Below are 25,556 nucleotides of genomic sequence, written 5' to 3'. Positions count from 1 at the left end.
AGTTGGTTTTTTCACCATGCCTTACGGCATCTTTTTGATCTCTTTTGCGATCTCCTGACCAAGCTTGAAGAACTTCTCCTTGTCCTGCTGATCCGGGCGGTAAGTGAACTCTACCGGCTCATGCCAGATCTGAATGCCGGCTTTTTCCAGAAGTTCAGTGATGACTTTTGGCGCACCGCCTTTTCCGCCGTTGGAGCCGAACGCAAACCCGATTTTTTTCTGCGTCTGCTTACCTGGTCTGATTCCCATCAGATAGTAGAGGAATCCGGCAACTGTCGGCAGCGGATAATCCTCCAGAGTCGGGGAACCGACAATGACCGCCTTTGAGTCAAGAATGTCGCGGACGACATCCGAGCGGTGAACTCCTTCATACCGTCCGTCCTTTAAGAGATCGAACTTGACCTCAACACCTTCAGTGATCGCGCCCTCGGCAATGTACTGAGCGGCAATGCCGGTTGAGTAGTGCATCGTGTCATACACGATTGTGATCTTATTTTTGGCAACACCGTTCGCCCAGTTGACATAGGCGTTGATGATATCTGCTGCATGGCTTCTCCAGATAATTCCGTGCGAAGGTGCGATCATCTCAATCGGCACACCAAGCTCGGTGACCTCGCCAAGTTTCTTGAGAACTTTTGGAGAGAGCGGAACAATCAGGTTTGCAACAAACTTTGCCGCATGCTCCATCGCAATATCAATACCGAGCTCATCATCGAAACGCTCACTGGATGCAACATGCTGGCCGAACGCATCGTTCGGGAAGAGAATCTTGTCCTCACCAAGATAGGTGAACATCGAGTCAGGCCAGTGGAGGAACGGGGCCTCAAGGAAGGTCAGGGTCTTGCCGCCGCCAAGCGAAAGGTTTTCCAGATTTTTGATGGTGTGAATGTTCCATGCGCTGGTGTCAAAGTGGCGCGCAAATCCTTTCTTCGCGATCTCGGTCATGTAGATCGGAACTTTTGGCAGTTTCTTGGAAAAGAGCGGGAGGGAGCCTGAGTGATCAATCTCGATATGGTTTGCCACGATGTAATCGATTTTTTCCAGCGGCAAAACGGACTCAATTCGTTCGATAAGCTGCCACTCATGACCCGGGTAGGTTCCGTCAATCAGTGCAACCTTTTCTCCGATAACGAGGTACGCGTTGTAGGTGGTTCCCGGAAGAGTATAGCCGTGGTAGTCACGAAGATTCCAGTCAATAGCTCCTACCCAGTAGACGCCGTCTTTGATTTTTACTGCTTGCAACATGATAATGTATCCCGTACCGAGTCCGGCTGGTCAGTTCCGCCTTCATTTCTCGGTCGATGGCTACATATTCGTATTTGATATTTAATAGAGGTGAGATTGCGGCATTTTTATCAAAATCGGTTTCCTGTGTGAGTTCCTGATCTTTTTTTTAACATTTCGGCATTTCTAAATTTTTCTGCTGAAAATACCAACAAAACAGATGCATCCGGTTTGTTTTTGTATGAACTGTTCTGGGTTACAATCCAAAACTTCTTCAACGGACAAATATTTATCCCACGGTCTCATAGTTACAAAGTAACAGACCCGAATGCCGGATCTGACAACACAGAAACGAGGATACAACAATGGGATTTTTACAAAGTGTCGATAATGCCGTAGGCGGAGTTATTTCTCCGTTTACCCGCGTAATGTTTGGCGAAGCACTGGTCGGTGAAGGTGCTGAGGTAGCGCACATTGATCTGATTATCGGGCCAAAAGGAAGTTCAGTTGAGCAGGCATTTGTCAGTGCCCTTTCCTCTCCGCAGAAAGGACACACACCCCTGCTTGCTGTCGTTACTCCCAACCTCCCGCCAAAGCCGTCAACTTTGATGGTGAACAAGGTCACCATCAAAAATGCCGGTCAGGCGGTCATGATGTTCGGGCCGGCCCAGCACGCGGTTGCGATGGCGGTCATGGATTCGGTTGAAGAAGGTGTGATTCCCAAAGACAAAGCAGAGGATCTGTTAATCATCGTCTCCGTTTTTATCGAGTGGGATGCAGCTGACAAAAAGAAGGTTCACGACTGGAACTATGAGGCAACCAAACTTGCGATCAAACGTGCGATTACCGGTGAGCCGAAAGTCGATGAAATTCTTGCCAAGAAAAACTCGGCAGTTCATCCATTTAACTAATTTTTTTTTTTGAATCTTTTGCATTGTTCCGAACCTTCATATCTCTCTGCGGCATATTATATTCCCAATCAGGTTTTTGAGATACATTCCAAAACCACAGTTATATTATGCCTGAACCCGACATTTCCCAACCTCTCAAATTATTTTCCAGCGATGGGACAGTCACGGCAATCCGAAGTCCGGTGAGAAACAGCATTCTTTTTCTCATCAGGGATGAAGGCGAGGTGTCCTTTTCCCGCATCATGGAGTTTACCGGCCTTTCCAAATCCACGGTATCTGTTCACGTTAACTCTCTTATTGACTCAGGCCTCATTGCTTCCCACTCTGTTCCGGGCGATGCACGAAAAAAGACCTACTATCTTACAGCGTCGCATCTCGCTGATATTGAACCCTGCCGGCAGACCGGCAACAATGAGTTCCGGGAACTGATCCGCCAGTGTTACATCAAGTACGACAACGTGGACTACCGCCAGATCATTCCGCATATTATTCAGGTGGCTCTCATTGAAGCAGGCATCAGGATCGATCCGATCATGATCCGCGGCGGGGAAATGCTGGGCGAGTCGGTGTCGATGTATCTTGTTGCAAACACTCTCGAAAAAACCCTTGACAATATTGTCAGGTTTTGGACACGGTACGGACTTGGGGAAATGCGGATTCGTTCCATGTCCCCGCTGCGGATTGAGATCTACAAATGTTATGAGTGTATGGTCCTTCCAAAAGTTGAGCGCGGCTGCTGTGTTATTTCGCGCGGGATCCTCACCGCGGTGCTGTCAGCCTACTTCGGCAAAAAACCGGTGATTGTGGAAGAGATCGAGTGTATGGCGCAGGGATACCCTGCCTGCTGTTTTGAGATAACGCTGCCCGACTCTGCTGTGATTTCTTGAAAAAATAGATGTTACGCGGGTGTGCTCTGTGCATTCCGTGGTTACTTCAAACAAAACCGCACGCCGCAAAACCACACCGCGTAACTCCTATCTAAAAAAATAAAAAAAAATTAATTTTTCTTTCCGCTTTTCTTCGCAGATTTCTTTTCAGGTTTTGCCGCAGGTTTTCTGATCACAAGGAAGTAGACAAGCCCTGCGATGATGATAACACAGATCACTCCTCCGGCAACGAGAAGTCCGGTGTTATCAGACTCAGCCGGAACCTCTGTATCAACAAGCGTTATCAGAATGCCTTTGGAGGAGCTCTCAGGCATAATCCATCCGACCAGTGCTGCCTTTCCGGTCGAAACAGATGCTGCATCATTGAATTTGGAAGTCTTTCCATTCTGGGATATTTTCTGCAGATCCGTGATTGCGCCGCCCAGCGACAGCGTCAGCCATACCGGATCATCATACCCGTCCATTCCCGCGGCAAGGTATCCGTCACCGAACTGCACGACCGCGTAGGGAATGTAGCATCCCGGGAGCTCATTGACCCATGCAAGGGAGAGATCTTCTTTCACGTGTGCTGCCCAGCCGAGTCCTGACTCCCAGGTCACACCAAACGGAGGATTGGAGCCGACAACAAGGTAGCCGCCGTCATGCGCTCTGGTAAGATCATACCCGCATGCGCCTTCGCCGTACAAGGGGTCAGCACTGCCGGTCCGAACGATCGCTTCATTTTGGACGATGCCGCCCTTCACCTTTGCAATCCATGCATACGCACTTCCCTCAGTGAGATATGACGTCGTTCCTCCGGTGAGAACCAGCGTTCCGTCATCCTCAAGAAGCATCGCAAGCGGAATCATGGGTGAGGTTTCGTTGCCAAGCCGGATCTGATCATTTCCCGGAGCACCGTTTGAGAGCAGGAAACTCTGAGTAAATCCGGTGTTGGTCTCCCAAAACCATCCGGCGAAGTAGATTTTTCCGCCTGATACCGCAATGCCGCCTGCGCCGGTATCTGCAAGAGGCGACTCCCAGAGAACAGTTCCTTTGCTGTCAACTCTGATGAGTGTTGTCTCCCCGCTGAAGGTGTAGCCCTCTTCAGGAGTTCCTTCAATGACTCTGGTTATTGTGGTAAGAACACATCCTCCGTCATCCAAAGTAACAACTGATCTGACACTTTCCCCCGTGAGATAGGTTCGCCAGATCTCTTTTCCTGCATTGTCGGTCTTTAACAGAACTGCACTTGAGCTGTTGGTCATCCCGAGGAAAAATCCTCCGCCGGTTATCGGAGCAACAGCATCCGCATTGATGTAGGTCCCGTCCAGCTGATAGGTCACGTTGAGATCCTCAACGATGCTTGCGGAAACTCCCCCGCAGCATATGACCGCCATCAGCATCAGAACGAAAAATGCCTTTGCGTATTTGATCATGTATAGTATCTTTTACGTTAGGGTATTAGTATCTTTGTGGAGTGCTGGATGTTACATTATTATTTCCGAGTCGCCCACGGAAAAGCGGAACACACGAAAAAAAACATCACGGAGCAGACGTGAACATCACAGAAATGAATTATTTTCGAATTCCGTGCTGTTCACGTCTGCTCCGTGATGTTTTTTTTTCTGTGATATTTCCGTGTGTTCCGTTTTTCCGTGGACGGAGCAGCAACCATGCCAAAGACTTGTTTACCGTTTTTCCGTGGACGGAGTAGCGATCAGGCCAAAGATCTGCTTACCTCAAAATGATGAATGTAAAAACGTTGAGACGACTTCTTTAATGATTTCAGAAAACAAACTATTACCCGCGTGAAGGCAGAATTCGATGGCACCAGAGTTGAGGCACCTCAGGAGGCCGCAGTCTTTTATGAGCAGAGCGGCTATGGGCGCATAGAAAAGACCGGAAAACTCCGGCTTGCCGTAGAGGAGGCCCTCTACCTTATTGCGCGCGGAAAAATTGAGATCGACGGCTGGTCATTTGACCACCTCCTCTCGGCAAATGCCGCAAACCATGGATTTCTCCGCAGCTTCATCGTCTATCGCGACATTCGCGAGCGCGGCTATGTAGTCACAACAGGTCCGCAGGATTACCGCATTTTTCCCCGCGGTCAGCGCCCGGGACACGGTCAGTCAAAATATCTGCTGCGGGTACTTTCCGAACGCGACATGGTCGACCTCTCAGTTGTCCTGCGCGAAGCACAGGCCGCATCCAACATGCGAAAACAGTTCCTCCTCGCAGTCGTTGACGACGAACATGAACTGACCTACTATGAGATTCGGATCAGTAAACCAGCAGCAAAAGAGGAGTCATCCTGTCGCGTAGATGATCTTCCACCGGCCAGCGCGATCTTTGCAGGCGCGCCCGCCTATGTTGTCGAGGACGGCTCAGGAATTACCGAGACACTGAAAAAGTTCTGGTGCGGAACGATGCTTGACGCATCACGCCTGTTCCTCGCACCAGCCGAGGTCTGCTGGCTCCTTGAGATCGGAAAACTATCCCTATCGCCGGAGATGACAGCTGCTGAGTATGAAAAACATGCCTCGGCCTATGACCCTGAGTTCACCGACAAAATGATCGTCTACCGGCATCTGCGCAGCATCGGCTACTCGCCAAGGACCGGCTACAAGTACGGTCATCACTTCCGCGTCTACACCGAGGAGGGCAAACACTCCGAGATGCTGGTGCATGCATGCCCGCACGACCTTACCATGCCGATGAGTCTCATCTCCCGCTCGGTCCGTCTCGCCCACAGTGTGAAAAAGAAGATGCTTTTCGCAGTCATTGACGACGCTGACATGGTCTTCATCGAATTCGCCCGTATGAAATTATAACATAAAACAATCGTGAGATTTATGGCAGAACAGATTAACCCCTGGTCAAGTACACCCAAAATGGATATCAACCGGCTGATTACCGACTTCGGTATTGAACCGTTTGCACCGGTAAAAGAAAAAATCGAAAACCAGCCGGTCTTTATCCGCCGCGACATCGTTGCTGGCCACCGCGGCTACGACGCAGTTGCGGACGCAATGGCAGAGAAAAAACCGTTCCATGTGCTGACCGGTTTTATGCCGAGCGGTCATCCGCACTTCGGTCACCTGATGGTGATGAAGGAGGTCGTCTGGCACATTCAGCAGGGCGGCAGGGGATTTATCTCCATGGCAGACCGCGAAGCACATGCTGTCCGCGGTCTTTCATGGGATGTCTGCGACAAGTACGCCCGCGAGTACATGGAATGCCTGTATGCGCTCGGGTTTGAAGGCGAAATATACTCACAGCGCCGCAATAATCAGCTCAAGGATCTCGCATTTGAAGCAGCAACAAAGATCAACTTCTCAGAGCTGTCGGCGATCTACGGATTCGGGCCCGAGACGGAACTCGCCCACGCGGTCAGCGTTTCCATGCAGGTTGCAGACATTCTCTACCCGCAGCTGGTTGCAGGGATTGCACCGACCGTTGTTCCGGTCGGCATCGATCAGGACCCGCACATCCGGCTGACCCGCGATGTGACGAACTCTCTAAGAATGTTTCTCGTCGAAGACCGCGGAACCCATATCAGCATCAGATCAAAGAACGCTCCCGAAGGTGCGATTGATGCGGTGGCGAAGCGGTTTGTTGGTTCGAAAAAATACGAAGCCCATGTTGATCTCCCGGCAGGCCACACTCTTGCAGAGACCGACGCAATTGTTCGCGGAATTGAGCAGGAGTTCGGCGGGTTCGGATTTTTACTGCCGTCTGCAACCTACCACAGCTTTTTGCAGGGTTTGCAGGGCGGCAAAATGTCGTCCAGCGTCCCGGACAGTCTGGTCTGGTTTGACGATCCCGACAAGGATGTCAAGAAAAAGATCATGGGCGCACTCACCGGAGGACGCCAGACACTCGAAGAGCAGAAAAAACTCGGAGGCGAGCCGGAGAAGTGTTCGATTTATCAGATGAACAGATTCCATATGCAGGAAAACGACGCTGAACTTGCCGAGATGTGCCGCGCCTGCAAGGCCGGAGAACTCATGTGCGGAACCTGTAAGAAGGAGACGCTTGAACGTGTCCGCACGTTCCTTGCTGAGTTCAGGGAAAAACGCGACGAAGTGGCTCACATGGTGGAGTGGTAACAATGGATCTCACAATCAATGAAAAACGCGTGCTTGCCGTGCTTGCAGAACTCAAATCTGCGGACGCGATCACGCTCGCAGAAAAACTTGATGCTCCTGAGGGAGCAGTCGTTCAGTGGGCGCATCTGTGTGCAGACCGCGGTCTGGTCACTCTTGACAAAACGGTCGTCGAGACCGCCGTCCTGACCGAGGAAGGAAAAAAGTATGCGACCGAAGGGCTGCCCGAGCGACAGGTACTTGCAAGCATCGAGGGTTCGATCCCGATGGCGGAACTCACCAGACACCCGCTGTCAAAGATTGCCGTCGGCTGGCTGCGCAAGAAAAACTGGATTGTCATTGACAAAGGAGTCGTCACCAAGGCAGCGGACGTATCCGAAGGAGCGGATGAAATCGCGCTGAAAAATCCGGTCGCAGGAACCGAAGGATGCAAAGAATTGGTCAAGCGCGGTCTTGCCGAAGTTCTCGAGAGCGTCTCGTGGAAAGTCTCCATCACGCCTGCGGGCACGGCAGTCGTCGCTGCGGGTCTTGATCTCCGTGAGGAGATTGGCACACTCTCCAGCGAACAGATTCTCTCAGGCGAGTGGAAAACGCTGCCGCTACGCCGCTACAGCGTGGACAAGCTGCCGAAAAAGATCTACGGCGGCCGCGTGCACCCGAACCAGCAGATTCTCGATGAGATTCGTACGCTTCTGTTTGAGATGGGATTCACCGAGTTCCATGGCTCGATCGTCCAGAACGCATTCTGGAACTTTGACTCGCTCTACCAGCCGCAGGACCATCCGGCCCGCGAAATGCAGGACACGTTCCACCTCGCTGAAGAAATGGACCTCCCAACCGACTGGGAAAAGATCAAAAACATCCACATGACCGGAGGCCAAACCGGTTCAACCGGATGGGGCGGCGACTGGAGTCCTGACATTGCCAGAAAATGTGTTCTTCGGACGCACAGCACCTCGCTCTCGATTCAGCATCTTGCCAAAAATCCGAACCCGCCGGTCAAGGCATTCTCCATCTCCCGCGTCTATCGCCGCGAGACGATCGACCCGACGCATTTACCGGAGTTCGAGCAGCTGGAAGGAATCGTCATGGACAAGGACCTGACGTTTGGTCACCTGCTTGGATTTTTCAAAGAATTTTTCGGCAGAATGGGTTTTGAGTCGGTCCGGTTCCGGCCCGGCTATTTCCCGTACACCGAGCCATCCGTTGAACCCGAGGTCTGGGTCGACGGTCTCGGCTGGGTCGAGCTTGGCGGTGCAGGTATCTTCAGAAAAGAGGTCACCGCTCCGTGGGGCATCGACTGTCCGGTCCTCGCATGGGGACTTGGCGTGTCGCGTGTCTCGATGCTGCGGATGGGTCTCAAAGATCTCCGCCAGCTTTACCGCAGTGACATTGACTGGATTCGTGCGAGTCCGGTTCGGAGGGTGTAACCATGCCGGTCGTAAAACTCAATAATACCTATCTTGAACGGCTGACGAAGACCGATATCAAAACCATCCGCGACAATCTGCCGATGATGGGCTCTGAAGTGGAACGCGAAGAGGCGGACCAGACTGATGTTCAGTTTTTCCCAAACCGCCCTGATCTTTACAGCGCGGAAGGAACCGCGCGAGCAATGCGGGGATACCTTGGTATCGAAACCGGCCTTCCGACCTACTCGGTGAAACCGTCAGGAATGAAGTTCTCGGTCGATCCAAAACTGAAGAACATCCGTCCCTATCTCGGCTCAGCGGTTATCAGAAATGTCAGAATGGACAATGCGATGATTGAGTCGCTGATGGGCCTGCAGGAGTCCCTGCACTGGGCGGTCGGCCGCGGCCGTAAAAAGGTCGCTATCGGTGTGCATGATCTTGACACCATCACCGGCCCGTTCTCCTATGTCGCGGCCGAGCGGTCGACGAGTTTCGTTCCGCTTGACTACGACACTCCTATGACGATGGACACAATTCTTGCCGAGCATCCGAAGGGAAAAGCCTACGCAAAGATTGTCGAGGACCTGCCGCTCTTTCCGCTGATTCTTGATGCGAAGGGCAATGTCTGTTCGTTCCCGCCAATCATCAACGGAGAACTGACCCGTGTTACTGAAGCGACCAGAAATATTCTGCTGGATGTAACCGGAACTGAGCCGCGTGCGGTGATGGTTGCGGTCAATATCATCTGTGCCGCAATGGTTGAGATGGGCGCAACTGTTGAGTCGGTGGATGTGGAAGGAACGGCTGTGCCGACTCTTGCTCCTGCGGAACGCACGGTTTCGGTTTCTGAGTGCAATGCTCTTGTCGGCATCAGTATTGATGCTTCAGAGATGAAGGGGCTTCTTGAGCGGATGCGGTTCGGCGCTGAGGTGGCGGACGCTGATCATGTCCGCGTTACGATTCCCTGTTACCGTGCAGATATCATGCATGATCATGATATCTATGAGGATGCGGCGATTGCGTACGGGTATGATAAGATTCCGGCAAGCCTGCCGCCGACGTTTACGGTCGGCAAGCCTCATCCGGTTCAGGAGATTTACAGCCTTGTAAGAAATGTCATGATCGGTATGTCCTACACGGAAAATACGCCGTTTACGCTGACGAGCGGAAAGGTATCGTATGAGATGATGAATCGGCCGGAAAATCCTGCGGCGCTTCATGTGCTGCATCCGATCAGTGAGGATCAGACGATCATCAGGACTGATATTCTGCCGATGCTGATGGATTCGCTTTCCCTGAACCGGTCACGCGAGCTGCCGCAGAAGATTTTCGCCTGCGGCGATGTGGTGGAAAATCTTGTGACGTATCCGAAGATGGCGGCAGCTTCGATTCATAATGCGGCGGATTTTTCGGAGATTTATGCGGTTGTTGATTCGTTCTGCCGGATGATGTCGCTTGCGTATGTGGTCCGCGAGTCAAGTGATCCGGCGTTTCTGGACGGCCGCCGCGGCGATGTGTATGTGGATGGAAAAAAGATCGGTATGTTTGGTGAGATCAGTCCAGATGTTTTGGTGGCGTTTGGTCTTGAGCATCCGGTGGCAGCGTTTGAGATGGACCTCTCCGGTCTGCTCTAACTTTTTTTCGGATTAGGGATTATTGGTGGTCATGAGTCGATAGTCGACAGTCGACAGTCGATTACTGTTTTGGGGGATGGGTGGTTCCCTCATTTTTTGTTTTTTTGTTTTTTTCAATCAGGAAATTGTGCAGATTTATTACTTATTAGTTCTATATATAAACAACAAGATAGCGGGAGAGCGTCACTTCTCGTGCGAAAGGAGAGACGCGGGGTTTTTGTCTATCTGATTTTTTTGGAATGGTGTGATCAACTGTCGACTGTCGACTGTCGACTGTCGACTGGCAGGGTAGTGCGAGAATCGTTTTTTCATATGGGGGTTATGTGGCGGTGAGTTTCATTGTTTGGGATTCTCTTTCCTTATGTTATTTCACACCGCGGAACTCCTATTCATAGTAATTCCCTATCCACTTTGAGATAAACCAAACGACCCCCACCTCCTCTTTGACAACATTCAACATTCCCGAACTCCCAATGTACGAAAAGAATGCGGCCTGCAAAAAACGTGATCTACCCATCCATAACTCCGGCAGTTACTTCTGGAGACACATCGGTCAGAATCACCTTTCCGTTCCGCCACTTAAACCACAGCTTTACGATCTCAGTCCCTGCCTCGCTCTATGAAGGAGCAAAATCATCAGGAAAATCCGCCCGCGTCCCCGCAGGCATCGGGGACGCCTGGCTTGCCGGCTACTATGCAGCGTTTGTCGAAGACCCCTCCCTTACCTCCTTTTATCGGACACTGTTGTCCGGCATGCGAAAAATCCGGTCAGCCCAGAACTATGACGACGACGACTATCTTGAAATGCTCGCAGCATTTGTGCAGTCAATCCCCTATGACACCGAAAAAGTTGCCTCCATCGACCGGGCGCCAAGATTTCCCGTCGAGACCGTTGTTGACGGCCGCGGCATATGCAGCGACAAATCCCTGCTTCTTGCAGGCCTTCTCTCACACGAAGGATATGCAGTCGCCATTCTACAGTTCACCGCAGAAAATCACGTTGCCGTCGGCATTCCGGTCCAAGACGGCTACGACTTTCGAGGATGCGGCTGCGCAGTGATCGAATCAACTGCGATCAGCTATGTGGGTGATGCCGAAGGAGAATTCCCCGCAGGAGATGGCAGCATGCGAGTACTTGCCTCACGCCCAAAAGTGTTCTTTGTCGGCCACGGCTCAAAACGGTACGGCAGCATCACTGAAATTTCCCGCATTCTCGTCGTCAGATCCACCCTCAAAGAAAAACTATCCGAGACCGGCGATCTTGTGACGATGATCAAAACCCAGGAAGAAAAAATCACCCGCGACAAAGAAGCGCTCACCGTCTCGCGGGAATCACTCAGCTGCCTTGAAGCAGAAACCGCAAAACTATCCGATGACGCTGAGCTGTTTGCCGCAAAGTATGCCTCATACAAAAAATCCGTAGCCTCGCACAACGCGAGGGTCACAGGCCTTGCAAAACAGATTGAGCGGTATAACGCGGCTGTTGACGAGTATAACCGTCTCGCCGCAGTCGCCGGATTTATTCAGCACAACCGCCTCGACCGAAGATCGGTCTCGGCAAAAATACAAAATATGCAGCTTTGATCTCACAGCCCGCTTTTTTCCAGCTCGTTTGCGATTTGTGCGAGTAAAATTTTATCATCAAGCTCCTTTGCAAGCCCTTCCGCCTTCCCAAAATCCGCCAGGCCTTTTGTCAGATCGCCGCAGTCGATACGCGCAAGCCCGCGCTCCAGATACGCAAGCGCCAGCCAGTGCCCCTCGCCTTTTGCTCTGTCGGCATGCACAATAATGTAGGTCAGATCCTCTGCGGCCCGGTCGGCATGTCCCATTTTTCTGCATATCTCTGCACGGTTGTAGCGGATCGGCACACATCCTGAGAATCGGTTTAGCGCCTCGGAATAATCAGCAACCGCTTTGGCAAACTCATCCATCTCCTGATACGCGGTTCCCCGGTAGTAGTAATAGTTTACATTCTCAGGATTTTTTTGGATCGCCTGAGAAAACCAGACAACACTCTCTGCAAAGTTGCGGTTCAGGTACTCCTTCATACCGTTCCGGAAAAATTCATCAGCGGTCAAGACGATCCTCCGCAACGAGACCTGCCAAACAGATATGCAGTAACACGGGCGGTACAGGAATTCATACTAACTCGTTGGTTCTGCATGCTATTAGGGTTGTCGGGCATCCACAATATGGAAAACATGTTATACATTCAAGAGAAATAAGAGACCCAACAATGAAATTTCCACACACCCTCCTGATCGGAGCACTCGTTCTCTTCCTGTTGGTCACTGGCGGCCTCTCCTCTGCTGCCGCCGAAGAAACCGGACAGGTATCTGTAATCAGCCTCACCATGGACCCTGAAGTCCTCATGCCCGGTGATACCGCAACAATAACCGCAGTCATTAAAAATTCAGGTACGACCTCAGTCTCCATCGGCCGTGCGCTGATTATGGGTGTGAACGAAGTGTACTCTCCCGAAGCCAAAGCCTACAACAGCGTGGGCATGCTTGGTCCGGGCGATGAAATGACATTCACGTTCCCGATCACCTCCCGTGGCCAGATCGGTACCTACTATCCGATGCTGTATCTGGATTTCCTGAACGCAGGACTCAGCAGTCTGAAGTACACGTTTGCCGTCCGCGTTGACGACACCCAGCTCTCGGTCGCACTGATCGACCAGCCGGATGCATTTGGCGAGAGCAGAAATGAAAAAGTCACCGTACGTGTTGGAAACCCGCGTGCAAACAGTCTGAACGGTATTCAGATCAGCGTCTCAGGCGATGGCGTCTCTTCCAAGCAGACCACCTACTTTGTCGGAAAACTTGATCCTGATCAGTATGTGGACGCAAATCTCACGGTAGTCGTTGACAAACCGACCGACATCTCCTTTGATGTCAGCTACCGCAACGGCCAAAACCTTCACACCAACTCTGTGCAGATCCCAGTCTCTCTTGGAGAGCGCAAGGTCCGCGCAGAGATGATTCTCAACAATATTGAGATTGCCAACAAAGGAACCTACTATCAGGTCACGGGCGATGTCAACAACGCAGGACTTGAGGATGCAAAGTCCATCATCGTAACAACCGCAAAAGCAACACCGGTCGCTCCTATGGAAAGCTATGTGGTAGGCTCTCTTGAACCGGACGGAATTGCCGAGTTTGATGTCACCTTCACAAACCCCGAATCCAATGTTGTTGATCTCCTGGTCTCGTACAAGGATGCGGACGGCAACCAGTATCAGTCAACCGTTCAGGTGACTCTGAGCGGCGCTGTTGTCTCCGGCAACGCAACCTCAAGTGACGAATCTCCCGCTGGCGCTGTTGCTGCGGTTGTGGTAATTCTTCTGATTGGTGTCTGTGCGGTTGTTGCATGGCGGCGCGGACTGCTGACGGATCTGAGGAAAAAATAAATCATGACAGACGTTCCTGTAGTTGAGCTTGTCGACGTGTATAAGGTCTATCACATGCCGGCAGGCGATGTGCATGCCTTAAACGGCGTTACCTTCTCAGTGATGAAAGGAGAGTTTGTGGCTATCATGGGTCCGTCAGGTTCGGGTAAATCAACACTGATGAATATGATCGGCTGTCTTGACGTGCCGACATCAGGCGAGATGTACATCGACGGCCGGAGCATCAAGGAGATGACCGATGATGAGCTGACCGAGCACCGCCGTGACCGGATTGGTTTCATTTTTCAGAAGTTCAATCTGATCGGTCTTCTGACCGCATATGAGAATGTGGAGTATCCGATGATTCTCAAATACGGTAAGCGCGATGATACCGGCAGACCAAAGGAGCTTTTGGGAATGGTAGGCATTGACGAGCAGAAGATGACCCACACGCCGTTTGAGCTCTCGGGAGGTCAGCAGCAGCGTGTGGCAATTGCGCGGGCGCTTGCCAACGATCCGGCTCTTCTTCTTTGTGATGAGCCGACCGGAAATCTGGATTCCAAGATGAGTCAGCAGATTATGGAGCTGCTGCAGGATCTGAACAATAAAGGCAGGACAATTGTGATGGTCACGCATGATCCAAATACGGCGAAGTATGCACGCCGGACAATTGTTATCCGTGACGGGGAAATTGTGAATGAGTAAAACGTCCTCCACCTCTGTTGTGGGCAAGCTCATTTCTCCGATTATTTTTGAGCTTTCGATACGCAACCTCCGGCTGAATTTTCTGCGGTCGCTTCTCTCGATGGTTGGTATCATTATCGGCGTTGTTGCGATTACGTCGCTTGGTATGATGGGTGCTGCGTTTTCTTCGGATATGACATCGATTCTGTCGTCTTCGACGAACTCGCTGACCATTTATTCAGCTGATGAAAAAATAGTGGACGGAGTTTCGGCGAATGGTCTCTCTTCCAAGGATCTCCGAGATATTGAAGCCGCGATACGAACGGTGACGAGTGACTATTCACTGATTCCTATGTATCAGGGAAGTAAGTCGATTACTTCGGGCAAGGATGCGTTTTCGGCATCAGTTTATGGTCTTGAACCGGGTGATATCCCTGATCTTGTGACGATTTCCAGCGGAAAAGTTCCCCGCAGTACAGAAGGGGTTCTGATTGGTCAGAAGCTTGCGGATGATTATGATCTCCGCATCGGCAGTCGTCTGATGATGACTGATAAGAACGGGGCAACGACCGCCGTGCGTGTTGTTGGTATCATGGAAAGTTCAGGTATGTCACTGACGTTTTCAACGGATCGGGCGATTGTCGGGACTGCGACATGGTTTGAGTCTATGGCAAATACCCACAAGCTGTACTACTCTGCCATGGTGAAGACAGGTAATCTGGATAATCTTGATCCGATGGTTGAGGCGATTGAGAAGCGGCTGAATGGTCGTGCCGACCGCAAGACGGATGATCGTGTGAATATCCTTGATGCCCGGCAGTTTGCTGCGGCGATGCAGGAGGGTCTTGGTATGGTCTCTCTGTTCCTTATGGCTATCGGCGGAATTTCCCTGTTGGTTGCCGCAATTGCGATCTTCAATGTGATGCTGATGAGTGTGAATGAGCGTATCCGCGAGATTGGTATTCTGCGCAGTATCGGAACGCTCCGCAGTCAGGTGCTGCTGATGTTTCTGTATGAAGCAATTATCATTGGTCTGATCGGGGCGCTGATCGGCGGAATCTTGAGCGCCGGTGCGTCGGCGGTGGTGATTGGTCTGCTGTTTGGAAACATCGCTCTGATGTTTACTCCGGCGGTCCTCGTCTACATTCCGTACGGTATTATTATCGGCGTTGTTGTCTGTCTGCTGTCAGGATTGTATCCGGCATGGAAAGCGGCGAATCTGAATCCGGTGGAAGCACTGGCTTCGGATTAATTTTTTTTATTGATCTGATTTTCTGTTCGTTTTTAAAATCGGACTTACGCGGTGATGAGTTTCATTATTTGAGATTTTCTGTCTTTGGCCGCGCTTGGAGTAACCACGGAATGCACAGAGCACACAGAACTTCACGGAAAAATGAAAATCACATGCCTTCGGCCTGCTCACTGCTTCGCAGAAATGCACGGAGAACGCCTGCGGCGCCGGAATGCACGGAATATATTTTTCATATTTTGAGGGAGTAAAAGAGAATAAATTGTCTCGGAAATCTTTCCGTGCATTCCGGCGCCGCAGGCGTTCTCCGTGCATTCAGTGAAGCTCCGTGTGTTCGGTGCATTCCGTGGTTACTTCAAACAAAAAAAGTATTTTTACTCTGCAAGTTTCTTGCCGAGTGTTTTTGCCGCTGCGATCGTTTCAGGTTTCAGATCATCTGCCGTGTGCAGGCTGCCCACGATCAGCGGCTCGACAGCAGTTGCACCTAAATGACTAAAGCCGCCCACAAGCGTGTTCGCACACTGCACATACGCCTTTTCATCATCATATCCTTGGGTTATAATTGCCGCAGTCTTTATCCCGGGCTTCATTCTCGAACCCTCAGGCCCGATAAATGCATACAGCCGGTCGATGAAGCATTTGATCTGGCCCGTGTTTTCGCCAAAGTAAATCGGTGACCCGATAATAATCGCATCCGCAGCATTGATCTTAGCATACAGCGGCGTCATGTCATCCTTTTGCGTACACAGTTTCGCCTGATCCGCTTTACAGGCAAGACATCCCTTGCAGCCGTGAATATTCATCTTTGCCGCATCAATGAACTCAACCTCCGCCCCCGCAGTCTTTGCCGCGTCAAGTGCTGCTTCGATCAGTTTCTTTGTGCTGCTTTTCGGTGCAGCCGAACCGCAAATGCCGAGAACTTTTGTCATGTCTTTTATTTTCTTTGGAATCTGTAATTAGTTTGTGTATCCTGACACTGCCGCATTTGCGCTGTCAGGTTTTTTTTCGTGCTGCTTTTCATCGTTACCGCTGAGTTGCAACCATGAAAAAACCTCACTCTCGCATAACAATCAAATGGAAAGAAAAACAAAAACTACTGCAGATGTCACTCCCAGAGGAGCTCCCAAAAACATACGACTTTGCCGCCGTGGAAAAGCGGTGGCTGGGCGAATGGAATGATAGCGATTTTTACTTCGATACCCAATCGAACAAACCCCAATACGTAATTGACACCCCGCCGCCGTACCCGACCGGCAAACTCCACATCGGCCACGCATTAAACTGGGTCTACATGGATATCATCGCGCGCTACAAACGCATGACCGGCTACAACGTCATGTTCCCGCAGGGCTGGGACTGTCACGGCCTCCCGACCGAAGTCAAGGTCGAAGAGACCCACAACATCACCAAAAATGACGTTTCCCGCGAAGAATTCCGCCGCATGTGCCGCGAACTCACCGTAGATAACATCGCAGCAATGCGCCAGTCACTTCGAACCATGGGTTTCTCGGTAGACTGGAGCAACGAATACATCACCATGGAGCCGTACTACTACGGCAAAACCCAGCTCTCGTTCCTGCGCATGCTCAAAGACGGCTACATCTATCAGGACGAGCATCCGGTAAACTACTGCACCCGCTGCGAGACTGCAATCGCATTCGCCGAAGTATCCTACTACGAAGGAACCACGCTCCTCAACTTCTTCGACTTCGACGGACTGGAGATCGCAACCACGCGCCCTGAACTGCTCGCAGCCTGTGTCGCCGTCGCCGTCCACCCTGATGACGAGCGGTACACGGAAAGTGTTGGAAAAACTCTCCGCGTCCCCATCTTCGGTCACGACGTAACCATCATCGCCGACGATGCCGTTGACATGAACTTCGGATCAGGTGCCGTAATGATCTGTACGTTTGGTGACAAGACCGACGTGTTCTGGTGGAAAAAACATCACCTCCCGCTCCGCAAGGCGCTCTCCACCAATGGAACCATGACTGCCATCTGCGGCAAGTATCAGGGAATGACCTCAAAGGCATGCCGCGAAGCAATCCTTGCCGACATGAAAGCACTCGGCATCCTCAAAAGCCAGAAACAGATCGACCAGCGTGTCGGCGGCTGCTGGAGATGCAAGACTCCGATCGAAATTCTCTCCGAACGCCAGTGGTTCGTCAGAGTCAAGGGTGATGAGATCGTCAAAGCAGCCCGCGAGATCAAATGGTATCCCGAACACATGCTGCAGCGGCTGGAAAACTGGGCAGAGCAGATGGAGTGGGACTGGTGCATTTCCCGTCAGCGGCTGTTTGCCACCCCGATTCCGGTCTGGTTCTGTGATCAGTGCGGCGAAATGATTTTGCCGGACGAGGCCGATCTCCCGATCGATCCGACCATCGACAAACCAAAGCATGCCTGCCCGAAGTGCGGCGGCAGTTCGTTCACCGGCGAAACCGACGTGCTCGACACCTGGATGGATTCATCCATCACTGATCTGCACATCACCGGCTGGGACGGTTCAGGCAGACCGCCGTACTTCCCGTCACAGATTCGTCCGCAGGGACATGACATCATCAGAACCTGGGCATTCTACACCATCCTCCGCAGCATCGCGCTCACCGGTGAAAAGCCGTGGGACGGCATTCTGATCAACGGCATGGTGCTCGGCGAGGACGGGTTCAAGATGTCGAAGTCGCGCGGCAATGTGATCGGCCCTGAGGATGTCATGGGTCCGTACGGTGTTGACGCGCTTCGTCAGTGGGCTGCTGCCGGCTCTTCGACCGGTCAGGACATTCAGTTCAACTGGAATGATGTGGTCGCAGCATCCAGATTCCAGACAAAGATGTGGAACATCGTCAGGTTCTCCTTGATGCAGATCAACAAGGAGACCACGGTTCCGGAAACAAACGGCCCGTCCACTCTGATTGACCGCTGGATGCTTGCAAACCTCTCACATACGATTGCTGAAGTAACGGACGCTATGGAAAACTATCTCTTCGACAAGGGTCTGAAGCTGATCCGCGACTTTGCATGGAATGTGCTTGCCGATGAGTATCTGGAGTTTGTGAAAGGCAGACTCTACAGCGAGGACCCTGACCGCGCCGGTGCGGTTTACACGCTTCGGACGACGGTGGATGCTCTGTGTACGATGCTCTCTCCCTATATTCCGTTCTTTGCGCAGGAGTGTTACCACCATCTCTCCGGCGGTGCGAGAATTATTGATCATCCCTGGAGCAGTTTCTCGTACACTGATGCGGACGCGATGCGTGACGGCGATCTTGTGGTGAATATTGTCGGCGTGCTCCGCAAGTACAAGCATGATGCAGGACTTGCCCTCAATGCACCGCTCGGTGAGACTACCATCTATACGCCGTCGCACAATGTTGATGATGCAGGCGATCTCGGCCGCACGGTGAATGCTCAGGTGACCTGGAAGGCGGAGGAGCCGAAGCTTGAGAAGAAGGTCGGCGATGTGGTGTTCAACAAGGGTGTTGTCGGCAAAACGCTCCGCGGAAAGGCGGGCGCATTCATGGCAGCGGTGAACGCACTTTCTGATGCCGACAAGATAACACCGCCGGCATTTGTCGTCGCTGACGGCGAGGAGATTGCGGTGCCGGAGAATGCATGGACCACTTCGTATGTTTACTCGGTCTCCGGTATGGCGGTTGATGTGATCATGGTTGATGATGCGATCATTACGATCAGAAAAGCCTGATCGTTTTCACTTTTTTTCGCTTCGTCGTGTTTGCCGCTTCGTCGGCTCCGCCCACGGAAAATCGGAACGCACGGAAATTTTCACAGAAAACATCACGGAGCAGACGTGAACAACACGGAAATGAATTGTTGTGATCTCACAAAATGTTTCGTTGGTTTCGTTTTGGGAATTTTTCTGAAAAATCGCGACGAAATATTTTCATGGCACAACAACAGAAATAGGAGTTACGCGATATGATATTGCAAAAAGATCTCAGTTCCTTTTTTTCTGGAAAAAAGTAGGCTGGTGAGTGGTAAGTGGGTTTTACTTGAAAAAACCAACCGCAGATTCACGCAGATTCCAAATTTGCCAATCGCTGTTATCTTGCGTTCGGTCGGGACTCCGGCTAATCGCCTCCGTCCTTTTCGACCTCACTGGATAACAGCTGGCAAATTTCTTCGGTTTTTTGTTGAGTGATGAGTATAATTTATCTCATCCTCTCCCCTCACATTTTTCAGAAAACGCCATCTATACGAATATGTAATTGATTTTTTTCCAAACAGAGCCGCATTTACCACTCCAACAAAAAACCGATAAAATTTGCCAGCTGTTATCCAGTGAGGTCGAAAAGGACGGAGGCGATTAGCCGGAGTCCCGACCGAACGCAAGATAACAGCGATTGGCAAATTTGGAATCTGCGTGAATCTGCGGTTGTTTTTTCTCATCATACCCATCCACCACTAATCCAGTCAACATTTTTCAGAAAAAAACAGATAAGTTTTCCTTGACATCACACCGCGTAACTCCTATCCTAATTAAAATAAATCTATTTCCGTGTTGTTCACGTCTGCTCCGTGATGTTTTTTCCGTGAAATTTCCGTGTGTTCAGTGTGTTCCGTGGGCGGAGCTGCGAAGCAGAAATGATTTTGTGTATATGATCCCCGCCCACTCTTTTTATATTTCAAGTCCCAACATTTATGGAATATGGTCGAAAGCTACGCATGCGGCGTGTCCATGAAACCACTTCTTGGACAAACCGTTGGACAAATCCTGAACAGCACTGCAGCGAAGTACCCGAGCACTGACGCTCTCGTCTCCGTTGAACAGAATCTTCGTTACACATGGGCGGAGTTTCTAAGCGCTGTTGATGACGTAGCCAAAGGGCTCATGATGCTTGGCGTCGAACACGGCATGCGTGTTGCCATCTGGGCAATGAACTATGCCGAGTGGGTACTCGTTCAGTACGCCACCGCAAAAATCGGTGCCGTCATGGTCAACATCAACCCTGCTTACCGGACATTTGAACTGGAGTACGCCTTAAAGCAGTCTGAAGTTGACACCCTGATCTTACAGGGACGGTTCAAGACCTCAGACTACGTCGGCATGTTCTACGAAGCATGCCCCGAAGCATTTGAATCAAAACCGGGGAGACTGAGATCAGAAAAGTTCCCGTACCTCAGAAACATCGTCTTCATGGGCGAAATCCCTTACAACGGCATGTACCGATGGAGCGAAATGCTCGAAGCAGGCAGACAGATCTCGGATCAGGAACTCTCCGACCGTGAAGACTCGGTCGAGTTTGACGACCCCTTAAACATCCAGTACACCAGCGGCACCACCGGCTACCCAAAAGGCGTCGTCTTATCCCATCACTCAGTGCTGAACAACGGCATGATCATCGGCGACGGCATGAAGTTCACCGAAAAAGACAAACTCTGCATTCCGGTGCCCTTCTACCACTGCTTCGGCATGGTCCTCTCCAACATGGCCTGCGTCACGCACGGCACCACCATGGTGATTCCCTCTCCCTCCTTTGACCCAGAAGCGGTCATGAAAGCAGTACAGGACGAGCGATGCACCGCCGTGCACGGCGTTCCCACCATGTTCATCGCCGAACTTGAGCACCCGAACTTCTCCCGCTATGACTTCTCCAGTCTCCGCACCGGAATCATGGCAGGTTCCCCCTGCCCGATCGAGCGGATGCGGGAGGTCAGCGACAAGATGAACATGAAAGAGATCGTCATCGTCTACGGTCTCACCGAAACATCCCCGGGAATCACCATGTCCACCACCGATGACAGCCTCGAGCGGCGTGTCACAACCGTCGGCCGTGTTTTCCCTCACACCGAACTCATCATCAAGGACCCGAAAACCGGACGCATCGTACCACTCGGCGAGACCGGTGAAATCTGTGCCCGCGGCTACATGAAAATGAAGTGCTACTACAACAATCCTTCCGCCACCGCACAGGTGATCGACCGCAACGGATGGCTGCACTCAGGCGATCTTGGAACGATGGATGAAGAAGGCTATGTCAAGATGGTCGGCCGGTTAAAGGAGATGGTAATCCGCGGCGGAGAAAATCTGTACCCGCGTGAGATCGAAGAGTTCCTGCACCTGCACAAAAAGATCTCTGATGTTTACGTCATCGGTGTTCCTGACGAAAAATACGGCGAAGAGCTGATGGCATGGGTCAAGGTCGAGCCTGGCCAGACGCTTACCGAAGACGAGATTCGTGATTACTGCACCGGACGCATCGCCCGCCAGAAAATTCCCCGATACTACAAGTTCGTTGACTCGTTCCCGATGACGGTCACCGGAAAAATTCAAAAAGGCGAAATGCAGAAGGTTTCCATCGCTGAACTCGGCCTCGAAGAAGTTGCAAAAATCAAAACTGCATAACTCACTTCCTTTTTTTTCGAATTAATCCCTGTTCTGATGAATTTTGCGTAAATGGATTGCATCCAACAACATAATATAATAATCAATTCTAATATGAACTGGAACAAAAAATGCCAACAACACATGTAGTATTTGTCGGACCCGAGCGGGATTTCCTCATGGGATCCATCGCTCTTCTTCGCGAAGTGGGATTTTCCCGCATCGTTCTGGTGACTGGGAATGATCCCAAGTTCTCCGGAGAAGCTCTTGTACAAAAAACTGCAAAATCCCTGTCCCGCGATCTTGGAATCTTTTGGCCGGTCTCCGTGGTGGAAGTGAACAAGTCGTCAGTCATGGAGGCTGCAAATCAGATCCTTTCGATCATCAACAGTGAGCGCACGCTCGGCAACGATGTTTTACTCAACGTCGCTTCTGCTCTTCAGCCGCTTTCGATGAGTGCATACATTGCCGCAAGCATGAGCAGAGCACGTGTGGTCTCGGCTCTGCCAAACTACAGCGACGATGGTACGCTTGTTGGAGCGCTGGAGATTGTTGAGATTCCGGTTCTGCCGATCGGCTATCCCGGTGCAGAGCAGCAGTTGTTAATTTCCCGTATCGGCGATGGTGTGGAGTCGCTCGATTCGCTGATTTATCTGATGTTTCCGGAGATCGACAAGAATTCAAAGCGGTTCCGCAGCGAGAGGAGCAGACTGTCTCACCATCTCTCAAAGCTTGAGTCCGGCGGATTCATTGTGAAGACTAAGTACGGCAGAAATATTGCGATCCGTTTGACCTGTCTTGGCCAGATGTTTGCACAGGTTATCTCCCGCGGCGATGTGCCCCAGGATGACTAATCTTTTTTAGAGAAGTATTTTTCCAATATCTTCAGGACTCTCTGCCACAATTACTCGTGGCGGACAGGTCCGGTTTGGTTCGTAGAAGTTTCGGTCACCGTAGGCTGCGTAGACTGCGGCAAGTCCGAGTGCTTTGGCAGGTTCGATGTCGCGACGGATTGAGTCGCCGACATAGATGGTCTCGTGCGGCATGGTGTCAAGCAGACTCATGGCGTACTCAAACGGTGCGTGATGCGGTTTTTTGTAGCCGGTGAGATCATATGCAACGACGACGTCGAAGTAGGCGTCAAGACCGGTGTGTTTCAGCCGCTCGACTGCGGCATACTCATACGCGTCGGTTACGATGCCGAGCCGGTATCCTTTTTGTTTGAGTCCTGAGAGAAGGTCGGGGATTCCCGGGTAGGGTGCAAGGCCGGTGAACTTTGCGTCTTCAAATGCTTTGACTGCGGCAAGGTATCCGTCCACGCTGAATCTCTGGTTGTCCATCATGAAGTCCTGGAGGTTTGCATGGTCTTCGATGTGATATTTCCAGCGGAGGTAGTAGGAGAAGAGCTGGTCTCCTGTTCCAAAGCCCACGGTGTCCGCGGCAGCTGCGGCTCCTCGTTTCATTGCGGCAACGAAGTCGAAAAGTGTGTTGTCCATGTCGAAAAGGACGGCAGAGTAGGCAGGTTCAAGGAGGGGTTTCTGCATGTTGCTGGTTAGATGTTTTCCATAAGTCTACTTAGGGATGCCGGTTCCGGCAGGCAGGGGTTCAGGAAAAAAATGATGGTCAGCTCCGCCCACGGAAAAACGGAACACACGGAGTTTCACCGAAAAAAACATCACGGAGCAGACGTGAACATCACGGAAATGAATTGTTTTCGTATTCTGTGATGTTTTCGTCTGCTCCGTGATGTTTTTTCCACGTGTTCCGTTTTTTCCTGCGAAACAGTGAGCAGGCCGAAGGCATGCGAGTCGTGGGCGGAGGAACAACGAACGTTAGTTGCCAATAAACGAGTTCACGATCAAAGCCAAAAAAATGGTGCCGGAAATAAACTGCGGGTCAGTTCATTTGGCGTCTGCGGCATAGTGTTGTATTTCGCCTGCGGCAACCATGTTTCCTGTGTCGTCAAGCATGGATACTGCGCCGTGTCCGCAGCAGATCAGGAGTTTTTTTCCTTTTCTCTTGAGCTCGTCGTCAAGTTCTTTGGCGATGCGCATGAGTTCATGGCGTTCGGTTCTGGCGATTGTGCTGTTGACGTTGACGCTGGTGACGAGATAGTCTGCAATGGAGCAGTAGTCTCTGCGCTCTTTTGTCATGGTGGCAAAGTTGATCAGTGCGTCGCTGGTGAAGAGGAGGCCAATGTCTTTTTCGTAGAGAAAAATTTGTCCGGCGATGTGGCCGCCCAGACTTTCCCAGATCTCAAAGTGCATGCCGCCGAAGTCGAGTTCATCGATCACGGGGAAAAGTCCGTGCATCTCTTTGGGTGTGGTGCTGCAGAGGTCGACAGAGTCCGGGACATTCATTTTGGAGAAGGTGTTGATGGTGGTGGTGTAGGAGCGTTCCAGTTGTTTGTGATCTGTGTCGGATCCAAATCCCCGTGTTCCTGCGTCAAGGATCTGTTTTGTTACGGGGTGCATGATTGGTTTTACCGGCAAAAATCCTGCGGCTCCGCAGTGGTCTGCGTCGGCGTGAGTGCAGACGACTTTTTTGACGTCGGCAAACCCTTCGACGCCGAGAGTTTTCAGCATGGTTTCGACGTCATGATAACAGCAGCCGTATCCGGTGTCGAGGATCATGTTTCCTTCCGGCGTTCTGAAGAGGTTGACGTTTCCTCCGCCCGGCAGTTGTATGGACCAGAGTTCACGATCGTTCGAGAGTGATATTTTCTGATAGTCGGCGGTGAAGTTTTTGCCGGAGTTTGCCGAGAGATAGAGGCCGATGTTTTCCATGATCTGGAGGGCTTCTTTTGGATCTTTTCCAAGCTCTACCAGTTGTTCGACCGCTTCTTCAGTTTCTTTGAAGTACTCTTCTGCTTCTTTGTCATTCAGTATGGATATGTATGGGCGAATCCGTTGCTGAAACGTTTCGTCAATGTAGGGTGATTTTTTTCCCTGAGTCTCGTTTGACGGAGTCATTGTTTGAGTAGTATTGGTTTTTTCAGTTATATGTTTTGCAGGTTTTTTCCTTGGCTTTGTTGAGCTGATGCGTCGACGCTGTTTTTGTTGGCAATGGTTTTTACGTATATCAATATGGGGTTTATTGCTTGTGTGTTTTTCTTTGCAATTTGGGTTGGTACTCATTTTTGTTGATGTTTTTGTGTCTGTAACGGTGTTCTGATCAAAATATTTTCTCGGTGATTGGGGTAGTGTTGGGCTTTTTTTACGATACTGTCCGAAAAGTTTTGCACAGGAAAAAAATTGTGATGCCGTGAACATTTGAATATTTTGAAACACGAAACAGTACGAAAAACACGAAACCTCTGCTTTGATTCAGATTCAACCGCTTGTGAGATCCAAATGCGTTGCAGCAAAAACCACTCTACAGCACCGCTTGCGTCATTGTTCTCATTTTGTGTTTTTCGTGTGGTTCGTGTTTAGAATTGTAATGAGGCGTAGAACAATAGCCCAAAATAATTTTTTTACAGATGAATGCATGGATATCACGCCGAACGCGAAACAATTCACCATCACCATCGGTAAAGGATGCCTCTTTTCAGAACAGAGTTCGCTCAGCGCCGTACTCGCACAAATTCATGCAGAATTTTCTCATATTTTTCCTATTTGATCTCACATCTCACATCTCCTCCAGCGAATGCTCTCTCAGAGTTCTGAAACTGATAATGATAATTCTCGGGAAACCTTATATATTATCATGACTTACTACTAGTAATCAACTCTGA

19 protein-coding genes are annotated in these 25,556 nt (G+C 51.0%); 13 read left to right on the top strand and 6 right to left on the bottom strand.

Features of this window, described 5'->3' with window-relative positions; all coding sequences use genetic code 11:
- Positions 1 to 21: 21 nt before the first annotated feature.
- A complete protein-coding gene (locus McpAg1_RS02975) occupies positions 22 to 1,245 on the bottom strand; it encodes an FprA family A-type flavoprotein (protein ID WP_338093811.1) in 1,224 nt (407 codons plus the stop codon).
- 344 nt (positions 1,246 to 1,589) lie between these two features.
- Here McpAg1_RS02975 and fae point away from each other — a divergent pair, with 344 nt between their 5' ends.
- Both fae and McpAg1_RS02965 read left to right on the top strand, forming a co-directional pair.
- On the top strand, positions 1,590 to 2,135 hold the full coding sequence (gene fae / locus McpAg1_RS02970; RefSeq protein ID WP_338093810.1) for a formaldehyde-activating enzyme: 546 nt from the start codon (positions 1,590 to 1,592) through the stop codon (positions 2,133 to 2,135).
- A 107-nt stretch (positions 2,136 to 2,242) separates the two neighbouring features.
- Positions 2,243 to 3,022, top strand: a complete 780-nt coding sequence (locus McpAg1_RS02965) for a transcriptional factor MsvR (RefSeq protein ID WP_338093809.1) — start codon at positions 2,243 to 2,245, stop codon at positions 3,020 to 3,022.
- Between the two features lie 110 nt (positions 3,023 to 3,132).
- On the opposite strand, the gene McpAg1_RS02960 is transcribed toward McpAg1_RS02965, so the two are convergent.
- On the bottom strand, positions 3,133 to 4,437 hold the full coding sequence (locus tag McpAg1_RS02960; protein ID WP_338093808.1) for a PQQ-binding-like beta-propeller repeat protein: 1,305 nt from the start codon (positions 4,435 to 4,437) through the stop codon (positions 3,133 to 3,135).
- Positions 4,438 to 4,809: 372 nt separating this feature from the next.
- Between McpAg1_RS02960 and endA the strand changes: the two genes are divergently transcribed.
- From endA to McpAg1_RS02935, 5 genes are all read left to right on the top strand, one after another.
- Positions 4,810 to 5,832: a tRNA-intron lyase gene (gene endA / locus McpAg1_RS02955; RefSeq protein WP_338093807.1), complete on the top strand. Its 1,023-nt coding sequence runs from the start codon at positions 4,810 to 4,812 to the stop codon at positions 5,830 to 5,832.
- A gap of 21 nt (positions 5,833 to 5,853) precedes the next feature.
- A complete protein-coding gene (locus tag McpAg1_RS02950) occupies positions 5,854 to 7,110 on the top strand; it encodes a tryptophan--tRNA ligase (RefSeq protein ID WP_338093806.1) in 1,257 nt (418 codons plus the stop codon).
- Between the two features lie 2 nt (positions 7,111 to 7,112).
- Positions 7,113 to 8,537, top strand: coding sequence for a phenylalanine--tRNA ligase subunit alpha (gene pheS, locus McpAg1_RS02945; protein ID WP_338093805.1), 1,425 nt, complete (start codon positions 7,113 to 7,115; stop codon positions 8,535 to 8,537).
- 2 nt (positions 8,538 to 8,539) lie between these two features.
- On the top strand, positions 8,540 to 10,153 hold the full coding sequence (gene pheT / locus McpAg1_RS02940; RefSeq protein ID WP_338093804.1) for a phenylalanine--tRNA ligase subunit beta: 1,614 nt from the start codon (positions 8,540 to 8,542) through the stop codon (positions 10,151 to 10,153).
- Positions 10,154 to 10,639: 486 nt separating this feature from the next.
- Positions 10,640 to 11,737, top strand: a complete 1,098-nt coding sequence (locus McpAg1_RS02935) for a transglutaminase-like domain-containing protein (protein ID WP_338093803.1) — start codon at positions 10,640 to 10,642, stop codon at positions 11,735 to 11,737.
- Positions 11,738 to 11,739: 2 nt separating this feature from the next.
- On the opposite strand, the gene McpAg1_RS02930 is transcribed toward McpAg1_RS02935, so the two are convergent.
- Positions 11,740 to 12,231: a tetratricopeptide repeat protein gene (locus McpAg1_RS02930; RefSeq protein WP_338093802.1), complete on the bottom strand. Its 492-nt coding sequence runs from the start codon at positions 12,229 to 12,231 to the stop codon at positions 11,740 to 11,742.
- 158 nt (positions 12,232 to 12,389) lie between these two features.
- Here McpAg1_RS02930 and McpAg1_RS02925 point away from each other — a divergent pair, with 158 nt between their 5' ends.
- The 3 genes from McpAg1_RS02925 to McpAg1_RS02915 are packed head-to-tail and all read left to right on the top strand — an operon-like array spanning position 12,390 to position 15,480.
- A complete protein-coding gene (locus tag McpAg1_RS02925; RefSeq protein ID WP_338093801.1) occupies positions 12,390 to 13,565 on the top strand; it encodes a COG1361 S-layer family protein in 1,176 nt (391 codons plus the stop codon).
- 3 nt (positions 13,566 to 13,568) lie between these two features.
- Positions 13,569 to 14,249 (top strand): ABC transporter ATP-binding protein, encoded by a 681-nt coding sequence (locus McpAg1_RS02920; RefSeq protein ID WP_338093800.1) that lies wholly within the window; start codon positions 13,569 to 13,571, stop codon positions 14,247 to 14,249.
- Positions 14,242 to 15,480, top strand: a complete 1,239-nt coding sequence (locus tag McpAg1_RS02915) for an ABC transporter permease (protein WP_338093799.1) — start codon at positions 14,242 to 14,244, stop codon at positions 15,478 to 15,480. The genes McpAg1_RS02920 and McpAg1_RS02915 overlap by 8 nt, the downstream gene beginning before the upstream one ends.
- Before the next feature lie 371 nt (positions 15,481 to 15,851).
- Here the strand turns inward: McpAg1_RS02915 and McpAg1_RS02910 are convergent, their stop codons facing one another.
- The gene (locus McpAg1_RS02910) at positions 15,852 to 16,406 is read right to left on the bottom strand and encodes a flavodoxin family protein (RefSeq protein WP_338093798.1); all 555 of its coding nucleotides are present in this window, start codon (positions 16,404 to 16,406) and stop codon (positions 15,852 to 15,854) included.
- A gap of 173 nt (positions 16,407 to 16,579) precedes the next feature.
- On the opposite strand from McpAg1_RS02910, the gene McpAg1_RS02905 reads away from it, so the two are divergent.
- The 3 genes from McpAg1_RS02905 to McpAg1_RS02895 all read left to right on the top strand — a co-directional run bounded on the left by McpAg1_RS02905 (position 16,580) and on the right by McpAg1_RS02895 (position 22,674).
- Positions 16,580 to 19,180 (top strand): valine--tRNA ligase, encoded by a 2,601-nt coding sequence (locus McpAg1_RS02905; RefSeq protein ID WP_338093797.1) that lies wholly within the window; start codon positions 16,580 to 16,582, stop codon positions 19,178 to 19,180.
- Positions 19,181 to 20,143: 963 nt separating this feature from the next.
- Positions 20,144 to 21,841 carry an AMP-binding protein gene (locus McpAg1_RS02900; protein ID WP_338093796.1) on the top strand — a complete coding sequence of 566 codons (1,698 nt, stop codon included), beginning with the start codon at positions 20,144 to 20,146 and terminating at the stop codon, positions 21,839 to 21,841.
- Positions 21,842 to 21,951: 110 nt separating this feature from the next.
- Positions 21,952 to 22,674, top strand: coding sequence for an HFX_2341 family transcriptional regulator domain-containing protein (locus tag McpAg1_RS02895; RefSeq protein ID WP_338093795.1), 723 nt, complete (start codon positions 21,952 to 21,954; stop codon positions 22,672 to 22,674).
- Positions 22,675 to 22,680: 6 nt separating this feature from the next.
- Here the strand turns inward: McpAg1_RS02895 and McpAg1_RS02890 are convergent, their stop codons facing one another.
- Both McpAg1_RS02890 and McpAg1_RS02885 read right to left on the bottom strand, forming a co-directional pair.
- Positions 22,681 to 23,364, bottom strand: a complete 684-nt coding sequence (locus McpAg1_RS02890; RefSeq protein ID WP_338093794.1) for an HAD family hydrolase — start codon at positions 23,362 to 23,364, stop codon at positions 22,681 to 22,683.
- A 357-nt stretch (positions 23,365 to 23,721) separates the two neighbouring features.
- The gene (locus tag McpAg1_RS02885; protein WP_338093793.1) at positions 23,722 to 24,792 is read right to left on the bottom strand and encodes an MBL fold metallo-hydrolase; all 1,071 of its coding nucleotides are present in this window, start codon (positions 24,790 to 24,792) and stop codon (positions 23,722 to 23,724) included.
- Positions 24,793 to 25,556: the final 764 nt, after the last annotated feature.

Source organism: Methanorbis furvi (assembly GCF_032714615.1).
GTDB lineage: Archaea > Halobacteriota > Methanomicrobia > Methanomicrobiales > Methanocorpusculaceae > Methanocorpusculum > Methanocorpusculum furvi.
Note: the sequence above shows the minus strand (reverse complement) of the source record. Positions and strands in the feature narration are given on the sequence as shown.